Raw genomic sequence first — 12,470 nt, 5'->3', positions numbered from 1 at the left:
CGGTCTGCGGATGGCAACCGGAGTCTGGCTGTTAGCTTTTTAAAAAGCGTTCCACTCTTGGTTTTATGGTTAATGAAACGGTGATAATTAACACCAGTGCAAAGGGCAATGCTGTTAATAGTGTTTGTAACCAACTCGCTAAAAAGTCAGCGCCATTACTTACACCTAGGTTGTTTAGCGTGGTGCTAAAGGCCAGCCCTGACTCCATAATTACAGCCATTACCACACCCACCACAATATTGCGTTGCTGTATTTGCATCTTAGGTAAGCATTTCTCAGCAGCTTTGTTGCTTGCAGCCATCAGCAGGAAACCGATAGGCATAATCGTGCTAGCGGCTAACAGAAACGCTGATAGCCATTGGCCAAAAAATAACGGGCTATAACCTAGGTTTAGGTAAGTCATTACGCCAGTTAACGAGTCTCCCATCGCTGTCATCATTGCCATTACTAGCAATACCTTTTGAAACAAAGGAGGGCTTTTGGGTTGAAGTTCTGCAGTTAGCGCAGGATTCATATGTGCATTCAAGGCTTTTTCCAGAGTAAAGTTAGTTGAATATATCAACTATATTTAAAGTGGTTGATTTTGTCAACCATTGGTTGGGCTTAATTTGTATGGCTTAGCAACAAAGGGTCATTCAGCAGGAGGTATTGGCCCAGAGTGGGACTTAGAAGTTTAGGCGGTTTTAGAGGGTTATGGTTAACGGTAGCTGCACAAGAAGCGACAGGTTGAGCACTTAAGTCATAGCTTCATGCATAAATAAGTGTAAAGAGCACAGTGGCTTGGTTGTTTCACGAATTGAATAAACTATTTTAGGGTTTTAATCCTAATCGACGGTTCAGCTCTTTATATTCTTCTTGTTGCAATTCATCTCTTATGGTCGTGCGGACGATCCCTATCCACGAAATTCGAGTTTCACGTTTTAGGTGGTCGTAACTGAGCCACATATATATGCCTGTCATTAAGGAGCAGTCCAAAAGGCTAAAGTCGGGTTGTACAGTTTGAAATAAGGTGCCGCAGAAAAAAGCCGCAACATGATACGCTTGATATAAGAGCTTTGATTTTGATTTTCTCGCACACCATACAAGTAATAGGCTAAGTGTCAGAAGTGTGGCAGCTGAATAAGGTGAGAGTCCGAAGATCGACGAAAGCAACATGCCAAAAGTAGGAAGGCTAGCTTTAAGTCCCCAATACCTAAAAACTGCTTGAGTATTTCTTCTTCCAGCTTTTAAGGCCTGATCCTTAATGTCTCTTGATATATTCTTCAAAAATCAATTCCACGGCTTTATACAATTGCACTAGGTAAAAAGATAATTTAGGTTCAGAAAACTGTCGCAAAGTGCGCCAGTTGGATGTGTTAGCTTACTCTTCTACCAGTACTTCGGCGCGCCAATTACCTTCGCCTTCTTCGCCTAAGGTTTCTGCTAAATAGGGCAGTACTTCTTGCATTTCTTTCATCAAGGTCCACGGTGGGTTAATGACGATCATGCCGCTGGCGGTCATGCCAAACTCTTCACTGTCGTGGCGAATACCTAATTCAAACAATTGAATATTGCTAATGCCGCTGTTGATCAGCTGCTTTTCTAGTTTGTCGATGCGGTGGCGGTCTACCACTGGATACCAAAGTGCATAAGTACCAGAGGCAAAGCGTTTATGAGCCTCTTTTAAGGTTTTAACCACCGTTTGGTATTCGTCTTTAACTTCGTAAGATGGATCAATTAATACTAAGCCACGGCGCTCTTTGGGTGGCATTAATCCGATAAGGCTTTGATGACCATTTTCTTGTCTAATTTTGGCGCGGCGGTCACGCTGGAATAAACTGTTTAACGGCGCTTGTTCACTTGGGTGCAACTCGTGCAAAAATAAGCGATCTTCACGGCGTAGCATCATTTTGGCTATCCACGGTGAACCGGGGTAGTGCTGACGAGTTTTTTCTGGATGAATTTGATTAACTAGTTTTAGGTAGTTTTTAACTAACTCGGGCAAGTCTTCAGCATCCCAAAGTTTACCTACGCCGTTTTCGTACTCACTCTTTTTCTTAGCTTCTGGGCTATTAAGGCTATACGCCCCAGCGCCTGCGTGGGTGTCGATGTAACACAAGGGTTTATCTTTTTGAGTAAGGTAAGAAATGATGCGTTGCTGCACTAAGTGTTTAAGTACATCGGCAAAGTTGCCTGCATGATAAGAGTGGCGATAGCTTAACAAAGTGTTGTCTCGACATTGAAGAAATATGAGGGCTCAGCCAAGGCTGGCAATATTGCGCTAGTCTAGGTAGAGACTAGCGCAGATGCAAGTTTATCGGTGTTTAGTCGCTTAGAATAGTTGCCGTTTGGGCTCGGGTGTGGCTTTGAGCAGTTTAGCTAAAATTGCTAAGCCTTGATCGAGCTGTTGATTTGATTCTGCTTGTCCTAAAGATAAACGCACTGCGTTAGGGCTAGCTTGATTATCTACCACAAAATGCTCTGCAGAAGCGACCTCTACACCGTGTTGCTGTGCTGCAGCAACAAACTGGCTGCAGCGCCAGTTAGCGGGTAAGCGCAGCCAGCAATGTAAACCGCCTTCTTGGTAACTATAATCCATACCTGCCATATGGTGGTGAAGTAGCTGGGCCCGTTGGCCAATTAAGCGCCGTTGCTCTATTAGGGCTTTATCGGCAAAACCGGCTTGTATCCACTGAATTGCCACATCAACCAGTAAAGGACTAATATTCCAAACACTGCCCCTTATGGCGCTATTAAAGGCGGTTTGCAAGTGAGCCGGCGTGTGTAAGTAGGCAAACCTAAGCCCTTTAAAAGCACCTTTAGAGAAACTGTTTAAGTAAATAACTTGTTGCGGCGCCATTTCAACCATGGCTGGTGGCCGTTGGTCGGGCAGTAAGCCACATACATCATCTTCAATAATAATCACCTGATGCGCACGACAAATATCGATTATTTGCTGACGTCGGGCTTCAGACATTATTGCGGTAGTCGGATTTTGCAGGGTTGGCGTAAGGTATAAAGCTTTGGGATGATACTTTTCGATATGGCTTAGCAGGCTATCTGGGCAAATGCCTTGTTCATCTAAAGCAACACCTTTTAGCTCTATCTTTAATTGTTTAGCAAGGGTGATTAAGCCGGGATAACACAAGGCCTCGCAAATTACCCGTTCACCGACTAACTCAAGGGCGATTAAACATAGATTTAATCCATGCTGGGCACCATAACTAAAAAAAAGTTGTTCAGGTTTAAAGCAACTGCTGCTCTGATTAAGCCAAGCACACACCGATTCGCGCTGCGCCACTAAGTTTTGGCTGTGGTCATTGTCTAATAACTGATCGAGCTGCTCTCCAGCTTGAGCATAGCTTTGCAGCAAGGGCACCAACTGCTGCGCCCGCGCTTGGGTAAAGGCGGTGTTTTGCCAAAGCTCAATATGCTGATTATTGCCCTTTAAGCTTCCCCATTGCTGCTGATAATTGGTTGGGCTTTTTACATAACTGCCACTGCCGGTTTTCGATTCAATTAAACCTTGCAGTTCTGCTTGGGCGTAGGCGCGGCTAATTGTACCTACTGTAACAGCGAGGCGCTCTGCCAGTTGTCGCTGAGGCGGTAATTTCTCGCCAGGTTTAAGTTGCTGTTGCTCAATATGAAGGCGGATCTGTTCAACAATTTGAGTCGCTTTGTTATTGCTACTATCTAAGTCTTGCCAAATTGTCATCATGACAATAAACCTTTTGATCTCTTGTTACCGCTATATTAGCGTGACTAATGAGAGTTAACTACGATTTTTTAATCATTTAGGTTGATTGTATCGATACAATTTTGATTTGGGAGGACGGTATGGATATCGCGTTGTTTTCATCGATGGTGTTATTTGCTTTTGTAATGGCAGGTACTCCTGGGCCCAACAATATGCTGTTAACATTTTCGGGTGCTAATTTTGGCTATAAGCGCAGTGTGCCGCAAATGGCAGGTATACCCACTGGCATTGCCACGATGATCTTATTAATGGGTTTAGGGCTTAGCTGGGTATTTCAGCAGTATCCAAGCTTGCAATGGACCTTAAAAATATTAGGAAGTGCTTATTTGCTGTATTTGGCTTTGCGTATTTTGCGTCAAAGTCAGCTAGCTAAGCAGCAGATGGCAAAACCGCTGAGTTTTTTTGAGTCACTTGGTTTTCAATACTTAAACCCTAAAGCGTGGATGATGACCTCTTCGGCCGTGGCAAGTTTTGCCTTACCGGGAGAAGCTTACTGGGAGTCTATTTGGGCTTTAGTTCTTACGTTTTTCTTGGTGAATCCGGTTACTGGTTCAATTTGGGTGAGCTTTGGAAAGTTTATTGCCCGTTGGTTAAGTGCACCTATTGCTCGGCAGCGTTTTAATATCACCATGTCATTTTTAACGGCTGGCTGTGTTGTGTTGCTGTGGGTGTAAGTTATTAAGCGGTGCTTAGCTTATTGCTTAGAACTGCCTTTATTCCTTGTTGTTTGATTCAGATAAGTATTATTGATCTTGATTAATAATAATTATGTAAATAGTTGATATGGTTTTTATCTATAAGCCAACAATGGTGCATAGCAATTAGGCACTAATTAACTAAGTCGAAGAGTTAGTGCCTAGGCATAAGCTTTCGAACAACAAGGAAGTTACGATGAAATGTTTGTTTGGGCTGTTAATGCTGCTTGTTGTAGCACCAATACAGGCGGGTGTATTGCATTACGATGAAGCTATTGATGGTCATTTTAGCTTACAGAACCCCACTAGTTTAACGCTAAAAAAGGGCTTAAATACCATAAAAGGCACGTTTACCACCTCACCTCTTAGAAAACTGGATGCAGCCTATGATGATTATTTAGAATTTATTGGTTACGGTAGATTGCGCCCAGAGGGGTTTGACTATGCCAGCCTCGCTTATGACGATAGCGATATCTTAGATCTGTGGTTGGAGCTTCAAGAACAGCACAAAATTCAATCGGTAAGCTTTTCCATTTTAGCCAGTGAAGCCTTAGTTTATGGGCATACTCATTTTGTTTCTCGATTCACAATTGATGACATTTGGGTGGACATATTTGATGTGCGACAAGCTGAGTTGAGTGATTTAAGTTTGGTTACGGTTAACGACCAAGCTCTACATCTTACTGCCAGTGGTAAAACCGCAATGGTGTTTCCTGGCTGGCACGAATACATAGGCCAAGAAAGAGTAAGTTACGAGCTCACGTTTAATGTGATTAAAGTGTCTGAACCATTAAGTTTAGGGCTGTTAAGCTGTTGTATGTTTATGCTGTTGTATTCACGAAATAAATCTTGCCGACTAAGGCTTGAACAACTAACCGCATAGTGTGAGGAAAGGTGCTTACACTAAAACGCCTCAAAAAAATCGCCAGTGGTAACACCGCTGAGGTATTTGCCTTATCAAACAAACAGGTACTAAAACTGTATTTTGATGGCTATCCACCAGACGAAGCCGAAAATGAGTTTAACAAGGCCAAGTTTGCTTATCTACTAGGGATACCCACTCCTAAGCCCATCGATTTGCTAGGGTTAGGCACGCGCCAAGGGCTTGTATTTGAGCGTTGTGAAGGGCCAAGTTTGGCCGCTTATTTACAGCAACATCCTAAAGAAGCTCCTCATTTGGCCTGCGAGTTTGCGAGCCTACATGCCACTATTCATCAATACGATGCTAGTCCATTGCCGCTAAGCCAGCAGCGCCTTAGCGATAAAATAAACCGCGCAAATGTTGATCATGGTTTGCGACAACAGGCTTTGGTGAAACTAGAAACTTACCCGCAGGAAAACATGCTCTGCCATGGCGATCTTCACCCTGCTAACGTCATTCTATCTGATCAGGGCTTGATGGTGATTGATTGGGTAGATGCCACTCAAGGTCCTGCTCTAGCTGATGTCGCCCGTACTGAGTTGCTAATTGCTACCAGTCTGATCACGGCAGATAGCTTTGAGCAACAGGCTTATGTTGAACTAAAGCAGCAATTTGTAGCGGCTTACAAACGGCATTATTTTCAGCTAAGCAAGCGTGATGAACTGCAGCTAGCGCTTTGGCTCCCGTTAGTTGCTATAGGCCGATTATCAGAGAAGCTGGCTGGATCTAGCTTCGAGCAAACCTTGGCAATTGCGCAGCAAGGTTTAATTTAGCCCTTAAGCTGGGCTAAGTTATTGGAAAAGTTCCTCTTTGAACGATTGCTTCCTCCCCTTATTTTAAGCACGCCTTAGACTAGTTTGGGCAAAGTGCGGGGCTTGTGCGCTTATTAATCATATTGTTGGTGTAAAGTAGCGCTAACAGGTGATGAAAACCAGATGTTAGTAAGTTGTTGATTTGCATGTGCGATTTCTGGACACTTTATTTTTTTAATTGTTAATAACATGGACGTGTTAATGCGAAGTCTAATTAGTATTGCTTTGCTTTTGTCATTGTTTGCTTGTGGTGGCGGGGGCTCAGAGTCCGGACCGGCAGAGCCTCAAGAGCCCAATGTAGAAGTAGAGCTAACTGAAACCGCCCGCAAGGGGCAACCTGTAAGCCTAAGAGCGAAAGCAACTGGTTTAGGCACCATTAGTAAAGTTGAATGGCGCCAAGTATCAGGCCCTAGCATTAACTTTGTTCAAAGCGATAGCTTAGAGTTGGAAATTGTTCCAGATAACAACTCCAGCCTTAGCGCTGATACTTACACTTTTGAAGTTGCTATTACTAACGACCAAGATCAAGTGACTCGCCAGCGTTTGAGTTTTGAGGTGCAAAATGCAATGAGCAGCTCTCAAGCCGCGCGATTGCTGCATCAAGCTACTTTAGGACCTAAAGGTAGCGAAATTGACGAGGCAACAGGTATTAGCGAGCAAGAGTGGTTAGCAGAGCAAATGCAGTTGCCAATAACCAAGCACTTACCTCTAGTGGCTAATTACCCAGACCGTGAAGAGCCAAACCAAATTAACCGAATTGATGCATGGTGGAAGGCCTCTCTTAATGCTCCTGACCAGCTGCGACAGCGGGTAGCTTTTGCTTTAAGTGAGATTTTTGTTGTGTCTGATAGCAACAATGCCCTGCGCGGCGAGCCCGAAGGCATGGCACATTATCAAGATATTTTGCTGACCCATGCCTTTGGTAATTTTCGTGAGCTGTTGGAAGACGTAACCTTATCACCAGTAATGGGCACTTATTTAAGCCATTTAGGCAACGAAAAAGCTGACGAAGAACTTAATATTCGCCCAGATGAAAACTACGCCCGAGAAGTGATGCAGTTATTTACCATTGGTTTAGCTGAGCTGAATCAAGATGGTAGCGTTAAACGTGATGGTGAAGGCAATACCATTGCCACTTATGGGCAAGAGGAAATTGAAGGTTTTGCGAGAGTTTTCACCGGTTGGACCTTTGGTGCAAGCGCCCGTTGGAAGCGACCAAGCCGCAATTTCACTATCCCTATGGAAGCTTACCCAGATTATCATTCACAAAAAGACAAAACCTTGTTAAATGGTGTGGTGCTAGCAGGTGGGCAAACCGCTGAAGATGACATGCATGATGCACTAGATAATCTTTTTGAGCACCCTAATGTTGCGCCATTTATCTCTAAGCAGCTTATTCAACGTTTAGTGACCTCTAACCCAACGCCACAATACGTAGAGCGTGTAGCCAATGTATTTGATGACAATGGCAGTGGAGAGCGCGGTGATTTAGCGGCTGTAGTAAGCGCTATTTTGCTTGATGATGAAGCCAGGCAAAACTCAGGTGTAATAAGTTACTACGGAAAAATTCGCGAGCCTTTATTACGAACCGTTCAGTTCTGGCGTGAACTAGATGCCGCTAGCCCTGCTAATTGGTACTTCACTTGGTCGCTAAACGATAGCCACGGACAAACCCCGCTGGGATCGCCATCGGTATTCAATTTCTTTAGACCAGATTATCAACCCGCCGATTTGTTGGAGCTAGATATTGTTGCACCGGAGTTACAAATCGCTAATGACGCGGCATTAATTGGTCAGTTCAATAACCAGTACAGCGGCTTTCTATGGAACATAAAAGAGCTGATTTCTGAGCCAAGTGATAAACGCATTATGCTGAGCCTGCAAGCTCACGTGGATATTCTTGAGCAACAGGGTTTAGACGCGTTGCTCGATTACTACGATACTTTGTTTTATAGCGGCAGCATGAGCAGTGACCAGCGCCAAACTCTGCGCGAAGTGCAAGATATTTGGTCGAGTTGGACCCCTTATCAGCAAGTTGCGTTTTTGTTGTTTACCGTGTCGGTGTCTCCCGACTACATAGTTCAGCTTTAGGAGCCTGAGATGACTTATAAAAACAGGCGAGAGTTTTTATCGCTGTGCTTAAAAGGTGGGGTGTCGATGGCGGCGCTCAGTAGTATGCAATTAAAAGCGATGACAAGTTTGGCGACACCCGCGGCCAGCGCCGATGGATTTAAAGCCTTAGTATGTATTTTTTTGAAAGGCGGCAACGACTCTTTCAATATGCTAATTCCTCAGCAAGGTGATCCTTTAGCGGCTTACTTAAACAGTCGCCAAAACCTGGCGGTGAGTGATGCGATTGCAATTGACCCGGTTACCGCGGTAGATGGGGGAATTGGTTTAAACCCTGCGTTATCACCCATTGCACCTTTGTTTAACAATCAAAAACTTGCTGTAGTTTCTGGCGTAGGGAGTTTAGTTGCTCCTATTACCCTGGAGCAGTACAAAGCCAAAAGTGCTGCTATACCTAACAACCTGTTTTCACATAACGACCAGCAAGCTACGTGGATGCAAGGTCGAGAAAAAGAAAGCATTAATTATGGTTGGGGCGGGCGCATTTTAGAGCTGCTCAATCAACATGACAGCTTTGGTTCAAACATATCTTTATCTGGAAATAACCTGTGGCAAACTGGCCCAAATGCGATTCCTTTTGCCATGAATAAATCGGGTATTACCCGAGTGAATGCTTACAACAGTACTTCGCAACGTACTCAAGATTTTAGGCAACAGCTAGAGCAAATGTTTAGCCGCGCTAGCCACCCCTTGGCAAAAAGCTACAGTGATAAATTAGACACCTCGATTAGCAATACCGAACAGCTAAACGAAGCGCTTGGCAGTGCTGAGGAGTTCACCGATGTATTTGGTGATAGCAATTTGTCTAAGCAATTACTTGCCGTTGCCAAAACCTTATCTGTGCAATCGCAGTTTGGGGTAGGGCGACAAGTTTATTTTGTAGGCATGGGCGGTTTTGATACTCACGATGATCAAAATGTTAATCACCCGGCTTTATTGCAGCAGCTTTCTCAAGCCATGGCTGAGTTTGACAGCGCGATGACGAGCTTAGGTTTATCTAATCAAGTGACTACTTTCACCATGTCAGATTTTGGCAGAACCCTAAGTTCTAATGGCGACGGCACTGATCATGGCTGGGCTGGCAATCAACTTGTGATGGGCGGCGCGGTAAATGGTGGCGAGATTTATGGCTCGGTTATCGAGCAAGCCTTAGACAGCGCTTATGATGTGGGCGGCGGTCGAATGATCCCACAAGTGGCCAATGAGCAATATTTTGCCAGTTTAGCCCGTTGGTTTGGTTTAAGTGATAGTGAGGTGCTTGAGTTATTCCCAAGCCTTAGCAACTTTAACCAAAGCCATTTATCGATGTTTAGCTAAGGGTTTAAATAAGTAACTAAAAGGCCAGCTTAAAGCTGGCCTTTTAGTTTGTGTGTGAGCTTATTTAGCCTCTGTTGCTTTCTCTTCTTGAGGTAATACCAAGTTAAGAATAATAGCTACAATGCCACATAGCCCAACACCTTTAAGGGTGAACTCGCCTACGCCAACGGCCATGCCGCCAATACCAAATACCAGGGTTACAGATACAATCACCAAGTTGCGTGGAATAGAGAGATCAACTTGTTTGCTAATTAAGGTATTTAAACCAATGGCAGCAATAGCACCAAATAACAAACACATAATGCCGCCCATTACCGGTACCGGAATCGACAATAACAAGGCACCGGTTTTACCCACAAAAGCTAGGCCAATGGCAAATACTGCAGCCCAAGTCATAATCACTGGGTTGTAGGTTTTAAGTAGGCTCACCGCGCCAGTCACTTCGCCGTAACTTACTACTGGCGGCGCACCAAAGCTGGCAGCTGTCATAGTGGCTAAACCGTCACCCAATAATGAGCGGTGAATACCAGGCTTTTCTACGAAGTTTTTGCCAGTCACATTGGAGATTGCCAGTATGTCACCAAAGTGCTCAATGGTAACAATTAAGCCGATTGGAGCGATGAATAAGATGGCCTGCCAGTTAAACTCTGGTGTTACAAACTCTGGAATCGCAAACCAAGCGGCTTGGCTTACAGAAGTAAAATCTACTAAGCCAAAGAATAAGCTCAGAACATAACCTACCACCACGCCGCTAATAATTGGCATGAGTTTAAGCATGCCTTTGGCAAAAATAGATACCACAATGGTGGTGAACAAGGCCGCTAAAGAGATAAGCAATGCGATGTCTTGTTCTACCAAAACCGCTGAGCCATCACCAGTTTTACCCAGTGCCATGTTTACCGCAACTGGCGCTAAACCTAAGCCAATTACCATAATTACAGGGCCAACCACTACCGGAGGTAAAAAGCGCTCAATCACTTTAACGCCACGTACTTTTACCACGGCACTAATAATAATGAACATTAAGCCTGCAGCCATTAGGCCACTTAAAGTAGCGGGTAAGCCAAATTGTTGGGTGCCCAAAATAATTGGACCAATAAAGGCGAATGAACTTCCTAGGAAAATAGGAATTTGTCGCTTGGTGCAAAACTGAAAGATTAAGGTACCAATGCCCGCACCCAACAGCGCAAGGTTGGGGCTTATTCCGGTTAATAGTGGTACTAAGGTGGTAGCGCCAAATGCAACAAGTAACATTTGTGCCCCAAGTAGTGGGGTGTTCATCCGTCATTCTCCCTGAACAAAAAAATTTGCTTAGTGTAATCCGAAGGCTGTTATAAAAAAATGATCAAGGTAGTTACTCTTTAAAAAAGTCTTTGTTTTATTATAGTTGCGTGTTCTTTTAGACTTATGTAGCGGGATAGTTCAAAGTAATACTCTACGCTAGGAGGTAATGTGGCAAAGCAGCAGAAACAAAAAATCTCAGATGAAACGGTAGCAACGGCAGATGCGATAACAAAAGCTAATCAGCGGCCGGGTCAAACTAAAGAGCAAACCAAATTAATATCGGCAGGTATTCAAAAAGGAATTGAGCAATACAAAAAGCAGCATAAAGCTAAAATGCGCGAAGCCGATAAAGCACGTAAAAAACAAGCTCGCCAGCAAAGTGATAAGCAAGTTGATGCACAGGAAAGCCAACAATCTGCAGGCTCGAACAAGCCGCAGTATTTGCCTTGGGTACTGCTAGGTTTGTCGTGGATAGGTTTTGCAGCCTATGTTTATAGTAATTCGCCAGCCTAGGAGCTAAACATGCGAGGCAAGCACGTACTTATTCGCCCTTATCTACCAAGCGATGCTGTTGCCCATGCCGCGGCGGTTCGCGAAACGGCTATTAGCGGGTGTCGTTGGCTAGATTGGATGGAAGAAGATTACCCAGAAGAGGAAAGCCGCTCTTGGTTAGCGCTAAGCCAAGCTGCGATTGCCAAGAACATTGCCTTTGATATGGGCATATTTGCTAGCCAAGGTGGGGAGTTTTTGGGCGCTATTGCCATTAATCGTATTGAATGGAATTACCGCGCCGCCAACTTGGGTTATTGGATAAAAGACAGCGCCAGCGGAAAAGGCATCGCCACCGAAGCCGTGCGTTTAATGGCTGATTATGCCTTTAATGCTTTGCAGCTAAACCGACTAGAGTTGGTTATCGCTGAAGAAAATTTTGCTAGCCGCCGCGTTGCTGAAAAGGCCGGCGCTCAGTTTGAATGCTTAGCACGTGCACGAGTATTGGATTACGGCAAGCCTTGCCATGCGGCAATTTACTCACTGATTGGCGATGACCTACTACAACCTCAAAGTTAGCTATCTACGCTTTTAAGTGATGTGCGACCACGTTGGTTAATAAACTTCAGCATCGATTTCCCCAGCAGCCAGGGGAGATCTTGATTCACGGCCTGATAACCTAAATGGCTAGCCACATGGTTAGTAAACTGATTCCATCCAACGTTCGCTAAACGCCACGCCACACTTTTTTGCTGAGATGCATCAATAAACAAATGCACAATCGCCCGAAAACGTGGAGACTCCAAACTGTCTAACCAAGTGAGGCGCAAGCTTTCTCGGCTACTTAAATCTAGGTGTTGAATAAAGTTTTGAGTCAGTCGGCTATTTACCGCCGAAGTTATCGATTGCAAGTTAGGAAAGCAGTCGTTAAGTTCTGCGTCGCTAATACCGCATTGGCTGGCGATGTTCTTCATCTCAATTTGCTGCCAATCACCCTCTAATAGAAAGGCCAATACCTGATCGAGAATGCGTTCTTTAAGTTGCTGCTGAGGTGACAAGTTTGCTGGCGTCATGGCTCGCTTCCT

General features: G+C 44.5%; 13 protein-coding genes. 7 read left to right on the top strand and 6 right to left on the bottom strand.

Features of this window, described 5'->3' with window-relative positions; genetic code table 11:
• Positions 1 to 31: 31 nt before the first annotated feature.
• The 4 genes from K5620_RS15755 to K5620_RS15740 form a co-directional block, all read right to left on the bottom strand.
• Positions 32 to 526 (bottom strand): DUF2798 domain-containing protein, encoded by a 495-nt coding sequence (locus tag K5620_RS15755; RefSeq protein WP_221077399.1) that lies wholly within the window; start codon positions 524 to 526, stop codon positions 32 to 34.
• A 284-nt stretch (positions 527 to 810) separates the two neighbouring features.
• Positions 811 to 1,266, bottom strand: coding sequence for a hypothetical protein (locus K5620_RS15750; protein WP_040307658.1), 456 nt, complete (start codon positions 1,264 to 1,266; stop codon positions 811 to 813).
• A gap of 94 nt (positions 1,267 to 1,360) precedes the next feature.
• Complete coding sequence (locus K5620_RS15745) at positions 1,361 to 2,203, bottom strand: 23S rRNA (adenine(2030)-N(6))-methyltransferase RlmJ (protein ID WP_016403823.1); 843 nt, start codon at positions 2,201 to 2,203, stop codon at positions 1,361 to 1,363.
• A gap of 108 nt (positions 2,204 to 2,311) precedes the next feature.
• Positions 2,312 to 3,697: an aminotransferase-like domain-containing protein gene (locus K5620_RS15740; protein ID WP_221077398.1), complete on the bottom strand. Its 1,386-nt coding sequence runs from the start codon at positions 3,695 to 3,697 to the stop codon at positions 2,312 to 2,314.
• Between the two features lie 119 nt (positions 3,698 to 3,816).
• Between K5620_RS15740 and K5620_RS15735 the strand changes: the two genes are divergently transcribed.
• The 5 genes from K5620_RS15735 (at position 3,817) to K5620_RS15715 (ending at position 9,612) form a co-directional block, all read left to right on the top strand.
• Positions 3,817 to 4,410 (top strand): LysE family translocator, encoded by a 594-nt coding sequence (locus K5620_RS15735; RefSeq protein WP_016403820.1) that lies wholly within the window; start codon positions 3,817 to 3,819, stop codon positions 4,408 to 4,410.
• 217 nt (positions 4,411 to 4,627) lie between these two features.
• Entirely contained in the window at positions 4,628 to 5,314 is a 687-nt protein-coding gene (locus K5620_RS15730; RefSeq protein WP_016403819.1) for a hypothetical protein, read from the top strand.
• 11 nt (positions 5,315 to 5,325) lie between these two features.
• A complete protein-coding gene (locus K5620_RS15725) occupies positions 5,326 to 6,126 on the top strand; it encodes an aminoglycoside phosphotransferase family protein (protein ID WP_016403818.1) in 801 nt (266 codons plus the stop codon).
• Between the two features lie 240 nt (positions 6,127 to 6,366).
• The gene (locus tag K5620_RS15720; RefSeq protein WP_246612294.1) at positions 6,367 to 8,256 is read left to right on the top strand and encodes a DUF1800 domain-containing protein; all 1,890 of its coding nucleotides are present in this window, start codon (positions 6,367 to 6,369) and stop codon (positions 8,254 to 8,256) included.
• A gap of 9 nt (positions 8,257 to 8,265) precedes the next feature.
• Complete coding sequence (locus K5620_RS15715; RefSeq protein WP_016403815.1) at positions 8,266 to 9,612, top strand: DUF1501 domain-containing protein; 1,347 nt, start codon at positions 8,266 to 8,268, stop codon at positions 9,610 to 9,612.
• A gap of 60 nt (positions 9,613 to 9,672) precedes the next feature.
• Here the strand turns inward: K5620_RS15715 and K5620_RS15710 are convergent, their stop codons facing one another.
• The gene (locus K5620_RS15710; RefSeq protein ID WP_152781891.1) at positions 9,673 to 10,893 is read right to left on the bottom strand and encodes a uracil-xanthine permease family protein; all 1,221 of its coding nucleotides are present in this window, start codon (positions 10,891 to 10,893) and stop codon (positions 9,673 to 9,675) included.
• Positions 10,894 to 11,064: 171 nt separating this feature from the next.
• Here K5620_RS15710 and K5620_RS15705 point away from each other — a divergent pair, with 171 nt between their 5' ends.
• A complete protein-coding gene (locus K5620_RS15705; protein ID WP_016403812.1) occupies positions 11,065 to 11,409 on the top strand; it encodes a DUF2956 domain-containing protein in 345 nt (114 codons plus the stop codon).
• 9 nt (positions 11,410 to 11,418) lie between these two features.
• Positions 11,419 to 11,964 (top strand): GNAT family N-acetyltransferase, encoded by a 546-nt coding sequence (locus K5620_RS15700; RefSeq protein ID WP_016403811.1) that lies wholly within the window; start codon positions 11,419 to 11,421, stop codon positions 11,962 to 11,964.
• Here the strand turns inward: K5620_RS15700 and K5620_RS15695 are convergent.
• The gene (locus K5620_RS15695) at positions 11,961 to 12,458 is read right to left on the bottom strand and encodes a TetR/AcrR family transcriptional regulator (RefSeq protein WP_016403810.1); all 498 of its coding nucleotides are present in this window, start codon (positions 12,456 to 12,458) and stop codon (positions 11,961 to 11,963) included. The two genes, K5620_RS15700 and K5620_RS15695, sit on opposite strands and share 4 nt — an antisense overlap.
• Positions 12,459 to 12,470 lie beyond the last annotated feature (12 nt).

Origin of the sequence: Agarivorans albus, assembly GCF_019670105.1 — a bacterium.
GTDB classification, from domain to species: Bacteria; Pseudomonadota; Gammaproteobacteria; order Enterobacterales; family Celerinatantimonadaceae; genus Agarivorans; species Agarivorans albus.
The sequence above is the reverse complement of the archived record's forward strand: the minus strand, read 5'-3'. Positions and strand labels throughout refer to the sequence as shown.